Raw genomic sequence first — 17,399 nt, 5'->3', positions numbered from 1 at the left:
TCGGCGGGGATGGTGGTATCGGGCCAGCGCTGGGGGAGCGGTGACGGCAGTGGAGTTCGGGTTGCTCGGCGCGATCGAGGCGCGCGTCGACGGCCATCAGGTGGACTTGGGGCACGCTCGGCAGCGTCACGTCCTGGCCGCGTTGCTCGTCGACGCGGACCGGCTGGTACCCATTACCGACCTCGCCGCTCGCATCTGGGGTGACCGCACGCCGCACAGCGGCCTGACTCCGCTCTACGGTTACCTTTCCCGGTTGAGGCAGGCGTTGGCGCCCGCCGAACAGAGCGTGCGGATCGTGCGTCAGCCCGGTGGGTACATGGCCGCGGTCAACCCGGCGACGGTGGACCTGCACAGTTTCCGCCAGTTGATGGCCCGCGCCAGGACCACCGACGAACCCACCGGCGCGATCGGTTTGTTCAACGAGGCTCTGGAGTTGTGGCGGGGCGAACCGTTCTCCGGCGTCGACAACCCGTGGTTCAACACGCAGCGCGCGGCACTGTTGCGGGAACGGGAATCCGCCGAGATCGATCTGCGTGACCTGAAACTGCGCTGCGGCCTGCATGCCGAGGTGCTGACCGAGGTGACCGGAGCGTTCGAAGCCGATCCGATGAACGAACGCGTCGCCGGGCAGCTGATGCTCGCGTTGTACCGGCAAGGCCGGCCGGCCGAGGCGTTGACGTGCTACGACCGGGTGCGCGCCCGGTTGGCCGAAGAGCTGGGTGTGCCGCCCAGCCCGCAGCTCCAGCGGCTCCACCTGCGCATCCTGGAGGCCGACCCGGATCTGCTCGTGACCAGCCGGCCCGCGGTACCGGAGCAGCAGACGAGCACGCAAGCAAGGGCTTGGTCGGCACCGGCGTCGCTGCCGGCGAAGGTGCCCGACTTCACCGGCAGGCTCACCGAGATCGCCACGCTGATCAAGCATCTGACCGGCGACTGGGGTTCGATGTCGCCGGTCACCACGATCGTGGGCATGGGCGGCATCGGCAAGACCGCGTTGAGCGTCCACGTCGCGCACCACGCGGCCGCCTCGTACCCGGACGGCCAGCTGTGGGCGAACCTTCAGGGCGCGAACGCGAACCCGGCGAAACCCGCGGACGTCCTGGCCCGGTTCCTGCGCGCGCTGGGCGTTCCGGAACGTGCGATCCCGGCGGACCCGGACGAGCGCGTGGAGACGTACCGGACTCTGGTCAACGGCCGCAAGATCCTGGTCCTGCTCGACGATGCCGCGTCGGAGGAGCAGGTACGGCCGCTGCTGCCGGGAACTCCGACGTGTGCCGTGGTGGTCACGAGCCGGGCCAGGCTGATCGGGCTGGAAGGCGCACACCGCGTCGATCTCGACGTGTTCGCCGCGGACGAGGCCGTCGACCTGCTCACGCAGATCGTCGGCGAGGACCGCGTCACGCGTGAACTGTTCGCGGCGAGCGAGATCGTCACCCTGTGCGGTGGGCTGCCGCTCGCCGTGCGGATCGCGGGTGCGCGGCTGGCGGCCAGGCCCGCGTGGAGCCTGGCGCACCTGGCTTCGATGCTGGGTGACGAGCGGCGTCGGCTGGACCAGTTGTCCGCGGGCGATCTGGCAGTCCGGGCGTCGCTCGCGTTGAGCTACCGCGGGCTGGACGACCAGCCGCGCCGGTTGTTCCGCCTGCTCGGGTTGTTCAGTGCGCCCGACTTCCCGCCGTGGCTCGCTTCCGTGGTGCTCGAACGCCCGATCGACGAGGCCACCGAGTGCGCCGAGGCGTTGGTGGACGCGCAGTTGCTGACCACGTCCGGAACGGATGCCGCCGGCCAGTACCGGTATCGGTTCCATGACCTCGTCCGGCTGTTCGCCGCCGAACGAGCGGCGGAGGAGGAGACCGGCGAAAGCCGTGCCCGTGCGCTGGAGCAGGGGCTGGGCGGCTGGCTCAGCCTCGCGCACCGGATGTCGGCCTCGGTCCCCGGCCCGTGCTTCGCGCCGATCAGCAGCCCGGCGCCACGGCCGCGGATGGACCACGTCCTGCGGGACTTCCGGCCGGAATGGGCCGCCGACTGGTTCGACGCCGAACGCGGCGCGTTGCTCGCCGCGGTACGCCAGGCGTGCCGGCTCCGGCTGGCTGACCTGGCGTTCGACCTGGCCGCGTGCATGGAGAAGTACTTCGACGTCCGCGGGATGTACACGGACTGGATCACGCTCAACACCGAGGTGCTGGTGCTCTGCCGGGAGTGCGGCAACGCGCTGGGCGAGGCGGTCATGCTGCGCGGCCTCATCGACGTCACCACATGGGCGGCCGAACGGACCGAAGGCGACGCGATGGCACGCCAGTACGCCGAAGCCACCCGGTTGAAGGAGATGTTCACCGAACTCGGTCTGCCCCAGGGCAGTGCGGACGCGGCCCTGATGTGTTCGTGGTCGCTCACCGCGAACGGCGCCTACCCGGACGCGATCACCATGGCCGACGAGGCGCTGGAGCTCGCGACCCGGGCCGGTCACCTCGGCGGCCAGGCCAGGGCCGAGCTGTCACTCGCGTTGGCCCACTTCGAGAACCGCGATGTGATGGTCGCGATCGGGCACGCCAACAACGCGCTCGACCGTGCCCGTGAACTCGGCAACGCCCGGTGCTACGCCACCGCGTTGCAGTTCGCCGGAATCGGCCACCACGCACTCGGCCATTTCGACACCAGCAAACAGATGCTCGACGAGTCACTGGCGATCTCACGGTCCTATCGCGACAACTACACCGAGGTGCTGACACTGCTGGCGTTGGCACGGCTGTACTTCAGGGTCGGTGACGAGGCCGCGCGGCCGACCGCCGAGACCGCCGTCGCGCTGAGCCGTGAGTACAACATGAGCCATCATCTGGCCGAGGCGCTGGAGATTCTCGGCTCGATCGAGGTGGCCGCCGGGAATCCGGCCAAGGCCGTCCCGCACCTGGAGGAGTCCGTCGCGCTGTGGCGCACGCGCGGCTGGCACTCGTTCCACGCGATCGCGTTGACCAGCCTCGGCAAGGCGTACGCGGACAGCGACCCGGAAGCCGCACGGCGGGCGTTCCGTTCCGCCCACGATCTCTTCGTGCAGGTGGGAAACCTGGACCAGGCCGCGGAGGTCGCCCGGCTCGCGGAAAGGTGAACGCGGGACGTGTGGTGCCAGTCCAGACGTGCCCAGGCGGAGGCATGGCCTGCACCAAGCCCCGGCCGTGTCGCGCATCCACACCGCTGACTCTCGCCGGGCGTGGTGGACGTCATCGTGACTGAGGCGTTCGCTGACTGGCCCGGTAGCGCGCCAGCACGTCCTCCCGCAGGAGCGCTCCGAACCCCGCGGACTCGATCCGCAGGCCCAGTTGTGCCTCTGTCACCCCGAGGGCGGCCGCGGTGTCCCGCAGGTGCCAGTCGTGCCCGGCCAGCTGGGTCAGCAGATGACCGCGGCGGATCTGGTTCTCCGACAGCCGGAACGTCTTCAGGTACGCGGTGCGCCCGCGCCGGTCGGTGATCAGTTCGCCGATGTGGTTCTCCTGCTTGAGCCGGAAACCGGGCAGGAAACGGGCCAGGGTGTAGTCACCCATGCGGTACACACGGCGCACGTCGTAGGTGGCGTCCAGCAGACCTGACGCCATGGCCGAGTCGTGAAAGTCCGGCCACGCCAACTGTTGCTTGGTCGCCTCCGCCCTGAGGTCCGCCAGGGTGGTGATGGAGGTGTCGTCCAGCTGTACCCGGAACTGCGGCACTGGCGAGGAGAACGTCGCGTAGTGGTAGACCAGTTCGCCGTACAGGTCCTGGATGAGCGTGGGATGCAGGGCGCGGTAGTCGTCCGGGTGCGGTACGACGAACGCGGCGGCGAGGGCATCGGCCACGTAGACCAGCACGCCGCACTGGCCAGGGTGGATCTCGAAGATCCGCAACGCGTCCGCCAGACCGTCCACCGCCGCACCGGTGTAAGCCTGTTCGACGCGGGGTGAAAGCCCGTGCCGCACGGCGCGTTGCGACCATTCCTCCCAGACGATCCGCGGGCCGCCGAAGTGCAGGGCCAGGTATCCCTCCATCGCCAGGTGCATCGGGAGGAAACGCAGCCGGTTCTTGTCGGTACGCCGGGCCATCCGCCGATGGAAACGCAGCGGCATGCACGACGACGGGGTCTCGGCGATTTCGGTGCCGTACGCCGCCGCAGGCGTGCCGTCACGAGTCCACGTCGCCACAAACCCATGCGGGATGTAGGACAGGTACGTGGTCCGGTGATCGACGTCCACCACGCCGAAGGAGCGGTAGACCTCGGCGTGCAGCCGCAGCGTGCGGATCGGTTCGGCGCGGACCAGGGGAACGAGCCGGACACCGCCCCACACCTGGGAAGGCCGGACCGACAGGCCGGTCAGGTCGAAGCCACCCATCATCCCTCCAGGAACCGGGCGATCCGGTCGTCGAAGTGCGCACGCAGCTCCGCGAGGCCGGTCCGGCCCTCGGTGAACCGGGCGAACTCCACCAGGGCGGGCACGTCCTCGGCGTCCCGCACGCCCACGGTGGGGACGTGTCCCAGGCGCTTCACGTCGAAGGTGTCAGCGTCGTATTCCGGGTTGAGGTGGACGATGCCGACCTCGTGCCGCGGGTCGAGCCTGGCCCGCCACACGCGCAGCACCTCCGCGGCGAGCCCGTCCGGCGCGTTGTCCCAGCCGTCGGACACGATCACCAGCCGGTCCGGCCTGTGCTCCAAGGCGTCGAGAATCCGCTCGCCCAGCGGCGTCACGCCGAACGGATACGTCATCAGCGCGTCGGTCCGCCCGGATGTCCACAGTGGAACGTAGCGGTCCGCCAGCGCCTCGAACAGGTAGTGGCACGCGAGTGCGACGGCCAGCGGGCGCCTGCGCTTCTGCCCCGACCCGGACGCGGAAAAGCTGTCGTCGAGCACGGCGACGACCCGTCCCCAACGCCCTGACGTACGGGAGGCCGCGGCGCGCAGTGCTCCGGTCAGCTCGTCGCGCCGCTGCGCACGCACGGACAGCGGCAGCGACAGAACGTAGGACGCCAGCCGTGTCAACGGCATGGCCGACAGGTCGGCGGCGACTTCGACGTCGTTGCGGCTCGCCGATTCCTGCAGCCGCAGCCGTTCCACCCTGGTCATCCGGGGCGCGATGCGCTCCAGGAACGTGGCACGGTCGATCTTGTGCTTGGCCGCGAACCCTTCCGCGACCGTGTACGGCAGGTCGTAGATGGCCGCGTGCTCGTAGTGCGCCCGGCGCCAGGACTCCAGGATCGGCGTGTCATAACGGGTTCTGCCAGCGAACAGGAACGGCCCGAGTTCCTCCCCCGCCGGGGTGAGGTGGGCGTGCCGCACGGCCTGCTTGAGCGTGGTGCGGTACTTCACGGCGTCGAACGCCGGATCAGGCCGGGACGCCAACCAGTCCCGGATGATGGCCCTGGTCCTGCGATTGTTCACACGCGACCGTCGCAGCCTGCGGAAAAGCCCGTACACCCGTTGCGGCGCCACGAGACGCAACCGCTTGCCGATCAACCGGCCTTCCAGGCGGCGCTGCTCCAGGTCCGTGTCACCGGACGTCGCGAGCAGCCGGTACGCGATCAACGTGGCGTTGTGGTCGTTGATGTCCAGCGCCAAGGCCGCGGCGTACAGGTCACGGTAGTTCCCGATCATGTACTCGTGCAGGAAGTCCAGCGACAGCCGCTGGTGCTGCGCGGCGCTGTGGAACTCCCGCTGACCGCTCGACGTGATCGCCGCGTTGACGAACATCAGCATGTCCTCGGCGGTGACACGATCCATCGTTCCCCCTCGTACCCGGCGCCGGCCGGGGAATGGGGGCACGAGCAGCGAAGTGTCGCTGGAAAGGCGCCTTGACGGAAGTCGCACCGAAGTCCCACGGCCGGCGCGCGAACAGTACCAGCGGCCGTGGTCACCGCCGAATCGGTTTACGCGGGGAGCTGCGAATGCTCGTCGCTGTCCGAGCAGAGCGAGGCGATGTAGTCCAGCGAGATGTCCAAGGCGTCCGCGATCGCGGCGACCGTGAAGAACGAGGGGCTCGGGATGCGGCCCGCCTCGATCTTGCGCAACGTCTCATGCGACAAGCCTGTCTCCGATGCCAGCTGCACCAGGCTCATCGAGCCGCGTGCCGCACGCAGTACCGCGGCCAGTTGCTTGCCGCGTTCCCGTTCCTGGGGTGTCAGGGGAGCCCGCACCATGGATCAACGGTAACCCAGATCAGGGTGCGAGTCACCTCAAGTGGGTGATGTGGACCAAAACCCCTCGTGAGTGTTTGTCCGTGTTCTAACACGGACAAACACTCACGAGGGGTGGGCTGGGGAATCAGACGCTGCCGGGGCGCCGGAACGAGGACTGCGGGCTGGCGGACTTGCCCGTGCCGGATTGCTGAACCGGGCGTTCCGGGGTCGCCTCGGCGACCGCGGTGCCATGGCTTTCGGCGGTCTCCCGCATCTTCGGGATCTCGTGCTCGGCCTTGTCCAGCCAGTTCGCCCAGCGCTGTTGCATCGGCCGGATCAGGCCGCCGCCGACGCCGACGATCGCGATACCGCCGATCGTGGCGAGGACGGTGATCAGCACCGGGGTGGTGACGCTGGTGGCCACGCCGATCTGGTTGAGCGCCGCGATGACGCCCAGCGCCAGAATGAAGATCGACGCGATGTTGGCCAGCACCCGCCCGTAGGACAGGCCGCTCATGGTGCTGGTGATCAGATCCTTGACCGCACCGGCGATCGCGGCCGCGACCACCACGATGATGATCGCCACGACGGCCCGCGGCAGCCAGTTGACGATGTCGGTGAGCAGGACGGACACCGGGTTGGGGCCCCATACGCCGAACGCGATCTGCAGCGTGATCAGGACGATCGCGTAGTAGACGAGCTTGGCCACGATGCCGGACGCGTTGTATTTCGACCGCTCCATCGTCTGCTTGAGCGCTCCCCGCTGGGCGATCTTGTTGAACCCGACTCGGGCGAGCAGCTTGTCCGCCGCCTTGGCCAGGACCTTCGCGACGATCACACCGATCAGCAGGATCACCAGGAAGGCGACGAGTTTCGGCACGAACGTGATGACGGCTCGCCACGCGTCGGTGAGACCCGCGCCAATGTCGATCGCCGCCAGATTCCATGACTGCATGGCCAGCTCCCTTCGGCTTGTGCCCACGTCACATACCCGTGACCAGGCCGAACTATCCAAGGTGGACGGTCGGTTCACCGGATCGAGCGACGCCCCGGCATCGCCACGATTTCGTGAACGCATGTCGGATTCGTGCTCTGACCTGGCGACGGGACCGGCGGCACGGTATTCCGCGGCACTGAAGGAGGATTACTTCAACGATTCCGAGACGCAGCGGATCCCGTTGCGGCACCACATCAGGGGCACCGCCATGGGTCCCGGGACGCGGCGACCACCAGGTACGGCTACTACACCGCCGCCTTCGTGGCTGTGATGCGAAGAGGGTTCCGTGGCAGAGCCGCGCGACTGGAACTGTCGTACCCCACTGGCATGCTGCTGGAGTGAGGACAACCGACGAGAAAGCACATCTGCGGCGCTACCTGCAGGCCGCCAGGGACGCGCTGCTGTGGAAACTGGACGGGCTCGGCGAGTACGACATCCGCCGCCCGGTGACCGCGACCGGCACGAACCTGCTCGGCCTGGTCAAGCACGTGACGGGGTGTGAGATCGGGTACTTCGGGCTGACCTTCGGCCGTCCGTTGCCGATCGAGCCGTACGAAGGCGAGCTCAACGCGGACATGTGGGCGACCGAGGACGAATCGCGTGCCGACATCGTGGACCGTTACCGGGAGGTCTGGGCACACTCGGACGTGACCATCGAGTCGCTCGAACTCGACTCGGTCGGCCGGGTCCCGCACTGGCCGGCGGAGCAGGCCGAGATCACCCTGCACCGGGCGCTCGTCCACATGATCGCCGAGACACACCGGCACGCCGGGCACGCCGACATCGTCCGCGAGACGATCGACGGCGCGATCGGGCTCACCGCACGCACGTCCAACCTGCCCACGGACGACCGGGCATGGTGGGCCGAGTACCGCGAGCGCCTGGATCACACCGCGCGCGCCGCGGCTGATCGCTGGGAGACTTGAGCCATGGCGAACGACGGCGAGTTCAAGCGCGACCAGAACTACATCACCACCCGGATCACGGCGGACGGACGCGACGGCTATCCCGTCGAACCGGGCCGGTATCGCCTGGTCATCGCACGTGCGTGTCCGTGGGCCAACCGTGCCGCGATCGTACGCAGGCTGCTTGGTCTCGAGGATGTGCTGTCGATGGGCATCTGCGGGCCGGTGCACGACGAGCGCAGCTGGACCTTCGATCTCGACCCCGGCGGCAAGGACCCGGTGCTGGGCATCGAACGGCTGCAGGAGGCGTTCTTCAAGCGTGATCCCGAGTACCCGCGCGGGATCACCGTGCCCGCGATCGTGGACATCCCGACGGGGCAGGTGGTGACCAACGACTTCGCTCAGATCACCATCGACATGTCCCTCGAATGGACCGCGCACCACCGTGACGGCGCGCCTGAGCTGTACCCGGAACGGCTGCGCGACGAGATCGACGACGTGGCGTCGAAGGTGTTCAAGGACGTCAACAACGGCGTCTACCAGTGTGGCTTCGCCACTTCGCAGGAGGCGTACGACGAGGCGTACCGCCGGCTGTGGGACCGGCTGGACTGGCTGTCCGACCGGCTGGCCGGCCGGCGCTACCTGGTCGGCGACACGATCACCGAGGCGGACGTGCGGCTGTTCACCACGTTGGTCCGGTTCGACGCGGTCTACCACGGCCACTTCAAGTGCAACCGGCACAAGCTGTCCGAGATGCCGGTGCTCTGGGCGTACACGCGGGACCTGTTCCAGACGCCGGGGTTCGGCGACACGATCCACTTCCCGCAGATCAAGGAGCACTACTACGTGGTGCACAAGACGGTCAACCCGACCGGGATCGTCCCGGCGGGGCCGGACGAGTCGGGCTGGCTGACCCCGCACGGCAGGGAGGAGCTGGGCGGCAGGCCCTTCGGCGACGGCACCCCTCCGCGGCCGCCGATCGAGGCCGAGCGGGTGCCTGGCCCTGGCGAAGGAGCGTCCACGGCGAAGCCGGCACATTGAGTAAGAACTCGACCACGGCTGGTCACTGCTTACGCAGGCCGCCGCACTCGCACAGCAGGCCGCCGGTGACGGCATTACTCGTGCCGCGGCGACGAACAGGGCGTCCGGCGGTGACCGGCTGCCCGCGCCGGGCGCCGCGGTGAGTCGCCGCCCGGCCCTGACTCTGGGAGCGCGGTGAAGGCCCTGCGAGGCCTGCATGGAAGGTCATGTGCGGCAACGTCACGCGCCTTCGTCCGTCGTCCCTTCCTCGGCGGACACGAGAGAGTCGATGCTTTCGAAGAACGCCTTGATGCCGGGCAGGTTCGCACCCTTCGCGCGGGACGCGGCGAAGTCCTCGGGGCTGCGCCACTCGACGATGTCGAGCCATTCGTCGTTCGGCAGCCGGACCAGCCGCGCGGTGAGGAAGCCCGTACGGTCGGCCTTGAAGTCCGCGATCATCGCGGGCCGGCTGGCCAGGAGCCGGTCGGCGTTGTCCGGGGTCACCCGGAAGCGGGTCAGTTCCACTGTCGTCGTCATGTCACGCTACCTCGGAGTGATCTTGTGGCCGAGTACGTCGCGGATGTGTACCTCGATGAAGTCGCGCAAGCGGACGGTGCGGCCCATGTCGGTGAAGAAGTCGGTCAGAACCTGGTCCGGCCCGTCGGTCTCGTGCACGATCCGCCAGCGGTTGACCGGCTGGTCCTCGGCACCCTCGACCCAGTGCTCGACGTGGAACAGCGGCTGACGGGTGTCCGCGACCAGGTGACGGCCGTCCGGTGTGTCGTACTCCGCGACGCCGATGAAATAGGCGGACTGCTTCGCCTGGTCGAGCTGGACGTGCTCGATGACGACACCGAACTCCTCCGGCTTGAGCCACAAGCGCTGTGCCGACACGCGGGTGAACACGTCGGGGTCCGCGGTCGCCCACTTCTCGGCACTGCCCGGTTGGACGACGTTGGGCAGGAACAAGTCGGGCCGTGAGGCCTTGCGGACCTCCATGTCCCACAGCATGGTCCGGGTGTAGCGCAGGTCGCCGTCGACCTCGTAATGATCGCGCAGGATCTGGTTCACGTCGACCGGTGGGAGATCTATCGCGGTGTTGCGTGGATTGGTCCATGCTCGCTCGAACTGTTCGGCCAAGTCGGTGGTCGCGGTCATGGCACGTTCCCCTCGTCGGTGGTGTCCCTCAAGATAGTCACTAATTTTGACTAAATCAACCGGGGGCCGAGGCTGTGCGCAAAGTTTCGCGCTCCTCTGGTGGTGTGACGCAGCCGACATGCCTGCCGGGATTAGGTGATCACGGGGAAGGGTTGTGATTGTCAAGTTTGGTGACTATCACGATCAATGTCAGTTCTCGGGAGACCCTTCATGACGTACCGCGTCGGTTACATCGTCGGCAGCTTGTCGCAGCGTTCGATCAACCGCAGGCTGGCCAAGGCGTTGACGAAGATCGCGCCGCACGACCTCGAACTGGTGGAGATCCCGATCGCGGACCTGCCGCTGTACAACCACGACCTCGACGACGACTATCCCGAGACCGGCAGGCGGCTCAAGGCGCAGGTCGAGGAGGCGGACGCGATCCTGTTCGTCACGCCGGAGTACAACCGCTCCATTCCGGGCGCGGTGAAGAACGCGATCGACTGGGTGACCCGGCCGTGGGGCTCGAACTCGTTGAACGGCAAGCCCGCCGCGGTGATCGGCGCGTCGATCGGCGCGATCTCCACGGCGGTCGCGCAGCAGCACCTGAAGAGCATCCTGGCGTTCACCAACTCGCCGGTGCTCGGCCAGCCCGAGGCGTACGTCCAGTACACCGAGGGGCTGATCACCGAGAACGGTGAGGTCACCAACGAGACCACCGCCGAGTTCCTCGCCTTGTTCCTCAACGCTTTCACCGAGCACATCAAGCGCAATCTCGGGTGACACCGCGGCAAGGGGCGCCGCGGCCCGGCGTCCCTTGCCACGTGCGGCCGAGGGTGATCCAGCGCCTCAACCGCTGAGTGCGTGACAGGCGCGACCGCTGGGTATCTCACCGGTATGACTGAGCCCGAACAGGAACCGCACGTCGACGACTTCGAGGACCCCGAGGACTTCGCCGACGCGGTCGGGGTGGACCCGACCCCGCAGCAGGTGGACGAATACCTGGCCGAGACCGAGCACAAGAGGCCGCCGGACTCTCAGCCGAACACTTCAGGGTGACGGGAGAGTTCGACCCGGGTCCGCCGGATGTGCAGTTCGAGGACCTGCTCGGCCGAGACGTGGTCACGGTCGCGCAGCGCCTGGATCAGCAGCCGGTGCTCGGCACCGATGATCCAGCCGCGCTGTGACCCGGTCAGCCGGGTGAAGGCGCGGCGGTAGTGCTGCGTGGTGTCCCAGAGCCGCGCGCAGATCGACGCCAGCTCCTCGGCGTTGTGGTGCCTGTAGACCGTCCAATGCAGACGCCGGTCCAGCACCAGGAACTCCTCGACCTCCGTGCCGCGTTCGATCCGGTCCTGCAGCTCGCTCAGCTCGTCGATGTCGTCGTCGGTCAGGTGCGGCGCGGACTCGGTGAGCAGCATGGGTTCGAGCCGTTCACGCATCCGGTAGGTCAGGTCGCACTCGCGCATGTCCATTCTGGTCACCCAGGCGCCCTGGTTGGCGCGCAACGTGATCAGGCCCTGGGAGGCGACGATCCGCAACGCCTCCCGTACCGGCAGCCTGCTGGTGCGCAGCTCCTCGGCGAGCTCGTCCTGGATGATCCGGGTGCCGGGCGCCAGCTGGCCGGTCAGGATGCGTTCCCGCAGCTGGTCGGCGATCCGCTGACTCGCGACGCCGGCGCCCTCGGACACGGTTCCCCCTTACGCGAAGGCCTGTGGGTTGTGGTCGAACGCCTTGCCGTTCGGATAGGACACTAACTCACACTGCATGCCCCACGGGGCGAGGAAGTAGACCCAGCGCTGCCCCTCGCTCGGGCCTCTGCTGGCCGTCGGCTCGCCGAGAACGCGCAGGCCGCGGCGGTGCAGATCGGCGACGGCGGCATCCATGTCCTCGACGTAGAGCGCGATGTGGTGGCCACCGATGTCACTGTTGCGTGGCGGCTCGGTGCTCTGGTCCGGCGCCTCGTACTCGAAGACCTCGAAGATCGCCTGGCCACCGAGCCGGAAGAAGTGGAGCTTCCGCATCACCGCGCGGTCGTGCACGTTGAGGTGCTCGCTCATCCAGTGACCGTCGTGCTCGTACGGCCCGAGTGAGTACATGTACTCGCAGCCGAGGACGTCGACGAAGAACTCCCTGGCCTGCTCCAGGTCGGGCACGGTCAGCCCGATGTGGTCGACACGGCTCAGTCCCGGGATGGCCACCGCATCCTCCAATGTATCCATTTGGCTTGCTTTCGCGCCCGTTACCTCGCATAGTACTGGTGGACGGCCTCGAAATGGATCCATTTGGAGCGGCCCATGGTCACCCGAGCAGCCCTGGCCCCGGCGTCGCCGTTGACCGCGCTCAGCACGACGACGGACGACTGGGACGCCGCCGATCCCGGCTTGTTGCTGCGCCTGCTCACCCAGGCGACGTGGATTCGATCGTTCGAGGAGTACGTGCTCGAACTAGCCGGGGAAGGTCTGGTGCACGGCCCCGCACACGCCAGCATCGGGCAGGAGGGCGGGGCGGTCGGCTCGATCCTGCCGTTGCGCGGTACCGACTTCGTCAACGGATCTCACCGCGGCCACCACCAGTTCCTGGCCAAGGCGTTCGGGTACGTCCTGCCGGACAGGCCCGACGGCCTGCCGGAGCTGACCGACGACGTGCGGACCGTGCTGCGCCGGACGCTGGCCGAGATCTGCGGCCTGGCCGAGGGGTACTGCCGTGGCCGGGGCGGGTCGATGCACCTGCGATGGCGGGAAGCGGGCGCGATGGGCACCAACGCGATCGTCGGCGGTGGCGTCCCGCAGGCCGCGGGGTTCGCGTTCAACCAGCGCAGGGCCGGCGCCGACGCGGTCACGGTGACCTACTTCGGCGACGGCGCCGTGAACATCGGCTCGGTCCTGGAGACGTTCAACCTCGCCGCCGCCTGGAAGCTGCCGCTGTGCTTCTTCATCGAGAACAACCTGTACGCGGTGTCGACGCCGGTGGCCGAGTCGACGGCCGAACCGCGGCTGGCCGCCCGTGGCCTGGGCTTCACCATCCCCGGCTGGCGGGTGGACGGAATGGATCCACTGGCCGTGCACGCCGCGATGAACGAAGCCCTGGAGCACATGCGCGCCGGGAGCGGCCCGACGATCATCGAGGCCGAGGTCTACCGGTACTTCCACCAGAACGGCCCCTGTCCGGGCAGCGCCTTCGGCTACCGCACGAAGGACGAGGAGCAGGCCTGGCGCGAGCGCGATCCGCTGGACCTGCTGCGGTCCCACGTCGTCCGGCGCGAACTGGCCTCGGCCGACGAGATCGCCGCCGCGCGGACCGAGGTGGTCAAGACGCTGCACGAGATCGGCGACTCGTTCGTCGAGACCGATCCGGCGGGCAAGCGCCGGATCAAGCAGTCCGCGTGGCCGGACCCAGGCTTCGTCGACGTGGGCGTCCGTGGTGACCTCTCGGAGCTGGCGGACAGCCGGTACGAGGAGCAGGACACGTTCTCCGGGCGGTTGGCGGAGTGCAGGTTCATCGACGTCGTCAGCGACGTGATGGCCCGCCGGATGGCGACCGACGAGCGGATCGTGGTGCTCGGCGAGGACGTCAACCGGCTCAACGGCGGCACGAACGGGGCCACGAAACGGCCGCTGGAGCTGTTCCCCGACCGGGTCCTCGGCACGCCGATCAGCGAGAACGCCTTCGCCGGACTCGGCGGCGGGATGGCCTTCGACGGGCGCTGCCGCCCGGTCGTGGAGTTCATGTACGCCGACTTCATGTGGGTCGCCGCGGACCAGCTGTTCAACCAGATCGCCAAGGCACGGCACATGTTCGGCGCGCAGGGCAGTGTTCCGTTCGTCCTGCGCAGCAAGCTCGCGGCGGGCACGGGCTACGGCTCGCAACACTCGATGGACCCGGCCGGGGTGCTCACCACCGCCGCGGGCCTGCGTGTCGTGGCCCCGTCCACCCCGTTCGACTACGTGGGCCTGATGAACACGGCGCTGGCCTGCGACGACCCCGTGGTGGTGCTGGAACACGTCGACCTGTACACGTCCACCGGCATCGGGCCGATCGACGATCTGGACTACCGGATACCGGTGGGCAGGGCGGCTCTGCGCTCGGAGGGGGACGACGTCACGGTCATCTCGTACCTGTCGATGGTCGGCCACTGCCTGGAAGCCATCGGGCAGGTCCCCCAGATCGGCGCGGACCTGGTCGACCTGCGGTGGCTCGACCGCGCCAGCCTCGACTGGGACACCATCGACCGCAGCGTCAAGAAGACCAACAAGGTCCTGATCGTGGAGGAGGGCGCGATCGGCACCTCCTACGGCGGACGGCTGGCCGACGAGATCCAGCGCAGGTTGTTCGACTGGCTGGACGCGCCGGTCGAACGGGTCACCGGCGGCGAGGCGTCACCGAGCGTCAGCAAGGTCCTCGAGCGCGCGGCGATCGCGCGGACCGAGGAAGTAGTCGCCGCGTTGCGCCGGATCGCCGCGTACTGAGCCTGAGGGAGACACGACCATGGCGACGCTGTTGCGTGTGCCCGAAGTGGCGACAGGTTCGACGTCGGCTGTGCTGACCGAGTGGCTGGTCGCCGAGAACGCCCGGTTCGCCGTGGGCGACCCGCTTGCCGTGCTGGAGACCGACAAGGCCGCGGTGGAAGTCGAGGCCGAGGTGGACGCCGTGCTGCTGCGGGCGCTGGTGCCGGGTGGCGCGAACGTCCAGGCGGGCACTCCGATCGCGGTGCTCGGCTCCGAGGCCGAGGCCGGTGACATCGAGAACGTGCTCGCGGACCTCGGGGTCGGCCCGCCCGGACCCAAGCCCGAGCGGGTGTTCGCCAGCCCGTTGGCCCGCAAACTGCTCAAGGAAGCGGGGATGACGCCCGACCAGGTCACCGGGAGCGGGCCGGGCGGCCGAATCGTGCGCAGGGACGTGGACAAGGCCATCGCCGAACCCGCCCCCGCCGCGGCGCTGGTCTCTACCAGCGAGGACGTTCCGCTCACCCGGATGCGGCAGGCGATCGCCCGCAAACTCACCGAAAGCACGCGGGAGATCCCGCATTTCCACGTCCGCCGGACCGCCCGGATCGACGCGTTGCTGGCGTTGCGCGAGCAGCTCAACGAGGTCTCGCCGGCGAAGATCTCGGTCAACGACCTGGTCGTGCGGGCCGTCGGGGTCGCCCACACGCAGGTGCCCGACGCGAACGTGATCTGGACCGGCGACGGGATGACCCGGTACTCCACAGTGGACGTCGGTGTCGCGGTCGCGTCCAGCCGTGGCCTCGTCACGCCGGTCGTGCGGGGCGTCGAGCGCAGCTCACCGAGCGTGATCTCGCGCCGGATCAAGGAGCTCGCCCAGGAGGCCGACGCGGGCAGACTGCGTCAGCCCGATCTGGAAGGCGGCACGATCACCGTCAGCAACCTCGGCATGTACGGCGTCGACGAGTTCTCCGCGATCATCAATCCGCCCCAGTCGATGATCCTCGCGGTCGGCGCGGGCAAACCGGCTCCGGTCGTCGTCGACGGCGAGATCCGGGTGCAGACCCAGATGACACTGACCGTGTCCGTCGATCACCGTGCCATCGACGGCGCGCTCGCCGCCCAGTGGCTGGCCGCTGTGGTCACTGCTTTGGAGGAGCCGCTTCGACTGCTGGCGTGAGGTAACGCCGGGACAGTCCGCGGTACTGCCTCGAACCCAACGCCAGGCAGGTCATGATGACGCCCAGTACGCCGGTCACGATGAAGACCAGTGCCATCCCGCGGTCCGGCCCCGTGCCGAACCAGTCACCGAGCAGGTCGACGCCCGAGCCCGTGGTCATGAACGGGATGAACACGAACTGGGTGATCGGGCTGATCAGGAAGGCGGTCAGCGGGGAGGCGGCCTGCTCGACGCTCTGCGCGAACCCGAACACCCGGCCTTGCCGCTCGTACGGCACGACCTTCTGCAGGATCGTCTGCTCGGACGCCTCCGCGAACGGGACCATGAACAGGTAGACGAACAGCCCCCCGGCCAGCAGCGCGATCGAGGCCTGGATCGGGAACACGATCGACACCGACCACAGCAGCAGGTTGACCAGCAGCAACGTCCGCACCGGGTTGCGGCCCAGGCCGGTACGGGCCACCACCAGGCCACCGATGATCATTCCGGCGCTCAGCACGCCCCACAGGAAGCCCCAGACTTCGACGGACATCAGCGACAGGCCGTACGGGTCCATCAGCGCCATGAACACGCCGCCGAGGAAGTTGTTGAAGGTGGCGAAGAGGATCAACGCCATCAGCCCGGGAATGGTGTTGATGATCTTCACGGTGCCCCGGACGTCGACCCGCTTCGGCTCGTCGGACCCGTCCGACGCGACGATCCTGGGCACGCGGGTCAACACGACGTCGACGCTGGCGATCGCGAGCACCGCGATACCGGCGATGAGCACGTACGTCATGCCGCCCTGCGCGACGAGCACACCGCTGATCACCGACGTGACCAGGAAGGACACCCCTGACGTCGTGCCGACCAGGCCGTTGGCCTTGTCCCGGTTCTGTTCGTCGATCAGCGCGGTCACCATGGTCGGCAACGTGATCGTGCGGATGTTGCCGACGATCACGCCGACCATCAGCAGGGCCACGAGTGTCCACAGGTAAGGGCTCGCCGGGTCCTTGAACGTGCCTTCCGGCGCGCTCAGGTAGACGACGAACGAGATCGCGTAGAAGACGAGCGAGCCGATGCCCGACAGCAGCATCATGGTCTTCTTGTCGTGATGGTCGACCAGGCTGCCGAACCAGATCCCGGTCGCGGCGGTCATCACCAGGAACAGCCCGGCGAGCACACCGGTCGCGAACACCGACCGGGTCTCCAGGTACACGTAGAACGTGATCGCGAACCAGACGGTGTAGTTGGTGACCGACACCAGCAGGGTGTTGCACAGCAACCGCAGGAACGTCCGGGTCCCGGGCGCACTCATGTCCAGCCGCTGTTTGGGTGCTTGTGGCTCGCTCACGCGGCCACATTATGTGGCCCTTGTCCACGCGTGCCACCGGATTACCCGTAGAACCCCCTCGTGAGTGTTTATCAGGGTTCTAACCCTGACAAACACTCACGAGGGGGAGGGGCGGCTGGCGTTCGGCCGCCGGGGGCGCCCGCCGAACGGCCTACTTTCGACGGTACTGGCGGCCGGATCGCGCGGCTAGCGTGATCGGCAACGGGAATGATTCACCGAGGGCGATTCCCGCATTCTTTTCCCTGCGAAGAAGGCT

16 protein-coding genes are annotated in these 17,399 nt (G+C 68.1%); 7 read left to right on the top strand and 9 right to left on the bottom strand.

Annotated elements, in window-relative coordinates; translation table 11 throughout:
* Positions 1–40: 40 nt before the first annotated feature.
* Positions 41–3,100 (top strand): AfsR/SARP family transcriptional regulator, encoded by a 3,060-nt coding sequence (locus GC106_RS11975; protein ID WP_173128380.1) that lies wholly within the window; start codon positions 41–43, stop codon positions 3,098–3,100.
* A 112-nt stretch (positions 3,101–3,212) separates the two neighbouring features.
* Here GC106_RS11975 and GC106_RS11970 read toward each other — a convergent pair whose 3' ends face one another.
* The 4 genes from GC106_RS11970 to GC106_RS11955 form a co-directional block, all read right to left on the bottom strand.
* Positions 3,213–4,352 carry an ARPP-2 domain-containing protein gene (locus GC106_RS11970; RefSeq protein ID WP_173128377.1) on the bottom strand — a complete coding sequence of 380 codons (1,140 nt, stop codon included), beginning with the start codon at positions 4,350–4,352 and terminating at the stop codon, positions 3,213–3,215.
* Complete coding sequence (locus GC106_RS11965; protein ID WP_173128374.1) at positions 4,352–5,734, bottom strand: hypothetical protein; 1,383 nt, start codon at positions 5,732–5,734, stop codon at positions 4,352–4,354. Before GC106_RS11965 ends, GC106_RS11970 begins: the two co-directional genes overlap by 1 nt.
* Before the next feature lie 146 nt (positions 5,735–5,880).
* On the bottom strand, positions 5,881–6,150 hold the full coding sequence (locus tag GC106_RS11960) for a helix-turn-helix domain-containing protein (protein ID WP_173128371.1): 270 nt from the start codon (positions 6,148–6,150) through the stop codon (positions 5,881–5,883).
* 124 nt (positions 6,151–6,274) lie between these two features.
* Positions 6,275–7,084 (bottom strand): mechanosensitive ion channel family protein, encoded by an 810-nt coding sequence (locus GC106_RS11955; protein WP_173128369.1) that lies wholly within the window; start codon positions 7,082–7,084, stop codon positions 6,275–6,277.
* A 380-nt stretch (positions 7,085–7,464) separates the two neighbouring features.
* Here GC106_RS11955 and GC106_RS11950 point away from each other — a divergent pair, with 380 nt between their 5' ends.
* Positions 7,465–8,052 (top strand): DinB family protein, encoded by a 588-nt coding sequence (locus tag GC106_RS11950; RefSeq protein WP_173128366.1) that lies wholly within the window; start codon positions 7,465–7,467, stop codon positions 8,050–8,052.
* Between the two features lie 3 nt (positions 8,053–8,055).
* On the top strand, positions 8,056–9,072 hold the full coding sequence (locus GC106_RS11945) for a glutathione S-transferase family protein (RefSeq protein WP_173128363.1): 1,017 nt from the start codon (positions 8,056–8,058) through the stop codon (positions 9,070–9,072).
* Positions 9,073–9,291: 219 nt separating this feature from the next.
* On the opposite strand, the gene GC106_RS11940 is transcribed toward GC106_RS11945, so the two are convergent.
* Both GC106_RS11940 and GC106_RS11935 read right to left on the bottom strand, forming a co-directional pair.
* On the bottom strand, positions 9,292–9,588 hold the full coding sequence (locus GC106_RS11940) for an antibiotic biosynthesis monooxygenase family protein (RefSeq protein ID WP_173128360.1): 297 nt from the start codon (positions 9,586–9,588) through the stop codon (positions 9,292–9,294).
* Between the two features lie 6 nt (positions 9,589–9,594).
* Positions 9,595–10,209, bottom strand: a complete 615-nt coding sequence (locus GC106_RS11935) for a hypothetical protein (protein WP_173128357.1) — start codon at positions 10,207–10,209, stop codon at positions 9,595–9,597.
* 210 nt (positions 10,210–10,419) lie between these two features.
* On the opposite strand from GC106_RS11935, the gene GC106_RS11930 reads away from it, so the two are divergent.
* Both GC106_RS11930 and GC106_RS11925 read left to right on the top strand, forming a co-directional pair.
* Complete coding sequence (locus GC106_RS11930) at positions 10,420–10,971, top strand: NADPH-dependent FMN reductase (protein WP_173128353.1); 552 nt, start codon at positions 10,420–10,422, stop codon at positions 10,969–10,971.
* Positions 10,972–11,085: 114 nt separating this feature from the next.
* Complete coding sequence (locus tag GC106_RS11925; protein WP_173128351.1) at positions 11,086–11,247, top strand: hypothetical protein; 162 nt, start codon at positions 11,086–11,088, stop codon at positions 11,245–11,247.
* On the opposite strand, the gene GC106_RS49270 is transcribed toward GC106_RS11925, so the two are convergent.
* Both GC106_RS49270 and GC106_RS11915 read right to left on the bottom strand, forming a co-directional pair.
* Positions 11,226–11,876: a GntR family transcriptional regulator gene (locus GC106_RS49270; RefSeq protein WP_173128348.1), complete on the bottom strand. Its 651-nt coding sequence runs from the start codon at positions 11,874–11,876 to the stop codon at positions 11,226–11,228. The two genes, GC106_RS11925 and GC106_RS49270, sit on opposite strands and share 22 nt — an antisense overlap.
* A gap of 9 nt (positions 11,877–11,885) precedes the next feature.
* Positions 11,886–12,407 carry a VOC family protein gene (locus GC106_RS11915; protein ID WP_173128345.1) on the bottom strand — a complete coding sequence of 174 codons (522 nt, stop codon included), beginning with the start codon at positions 12,405–12,407 and terminating at the stop codon, positions 11,886–11,888.
* Positions 12,408–12,482: 75 nt separating this feature from the next.
* On the opposite strand from GC106_RS11915, the gene GC106_RS11910 reads away from it, so the two are divergent.
* Together GC106_RS11910 and GC106_RS11905 are read left to right on the top strand one after the other, a co-directional pair.
* Entirely contained in the window at positions 12,483–14,654 is a 2,172-nt protein-coding gene (locus GC106_RS11910; protein WP_173128342.1) for an alpha-ketoacid dehydrogenase subunit alpha/beta, read from the top strand.
* Between the two features lie 19 nt (positions 14,655–14,673).
* Entirely contained in the window at positions 14,674–15,810 is a 1,137-nt protein-coding gene (locus GC106_RS11905) for a dihydrolipoamide acetyltransferase family protein (protein ID WP_173128339.1), read from the top strand.
* Here GC106_RS11905 and GC106_RS11900 read toward each other — a convergent pair.
* The gene (locus tag GC106_RS11900) at positions 15,773–17,143 is read right to left on the bottom strand and encodes an MFS transporter (RefSeq protein ID WP_217280392.1); all 1,371 of its coding nucleotides are present in this window, start codon (positions 17,141–17,143) and stop codon (positions 15,773–15,775) included. The genes GC106_RS11905 and GC106_RS11900 overlap by 38 nt on opposite strands.
* Between the last annotated feature and the right edge of the window lie 256 nt (positions 17,144–17,399).

The organism is Kibdelosporangium persicum, from assembly GCF_013280595.1.
Taxonomy (GTDB): Bacteria; Actinomycetota; Actinomycetes; order Mycobacteriales; family Pseudonocardiaceae; genus Kibdelosporangium; species Kibdelosporangium persicum.
Note: the sequence above shows the minus strand (reverse complement) of the source record. Positions and strands in the feature narration are given on the sequence as shown.

Excerpts from the sequence above, each read along its gene's own strand:
- GC106_RS11960 (WP_173128371.1), bottom strand. The coding sequence starts at position 6,150 with ATGGTGCGGGCTCCCCTGACACCCCAGGAACGGGAACGCGGCAAGCAA.
- GC106_RS11970 (WP_173128377.1), bottom strand. The coding sequence starts at position 4,352 with ATGGGTGGCTTCGACCTGACCGGCCTGTCGGTCCGGCCTTCCCAGGTG.
- GC106_RS11930 (WP_173128353.1), top strand. The coding sequence starts at position 10,420 with ATGACGTACCGCGTCGGTTACATCGTCGGCAGCTTGTCGCAGCGTTCG.
- GC106_RS11905 (WP_173128339.1), top strand. The coding sequence starts at position 14,674 with ATGGCGACGCTGTTGCGTGTGCCCGAAGTGGCGACAGGTTCGACGTCG.
- GC106_RS11915 (WP_173128345.1), bottom strand. The coding sequence starts at position 12,407 with ATGGATACATTGGAGGATGCGGTGGCCATCCCGGGACTGAGCCGTGTC.
- GC106_RS11910 (WP_173128342.1), top strand. The coding sequence starts at position 12,483 with ATGGTCACCCGAGCAGCCCTGGCCCCGGCGTCGCCGTTGACCGCGCTC.
- GC106_RS11940 (WP_173128360.1), bottom strand. The coding sequence starts at position 9,588 with ATGACGACGACAGTGGAACTGACCCGCTTCCGGGTGACCCCGGACAAC.
- GC106_RS11945 (WP_173128363.1), top strand. The coding sequence starts at position 8,056 with ATGGCGAACGACGGCGAGTTCAAGCGCGACCAGAACTACATCACCACC.
- GC106_RS11965 (WP_173128374.1), bottom strand. The coding sequence starts at position 5,734 with ATGGATCGTGTCACCGCCGAGGACATGCTGATGTTCGTCAACGCGGCG.
- GC106_RS11955 (WP_173128369.1), bottom strand. The coding sequence starts at position 7,084 with ATGCAGTCATGGAATCTGGCGGCGATCGACATTGGCGCGGGTCTCACC.
- GC106_RS11925 (WP_173128351.1), top strand. The coding sequence starts at position 11,086 with ATGACTGAGCCCGAACAGGAACCGCACGTCGACGACTTCGAGGACCCC.
- GC106_RS11935 (WP_173128357.1), bottom strand. The coding sequence starts at position 10,209 with ATGACCGCGACCACCGACTTGGCCGAACAGTTCGAGCGAGCATGGACC.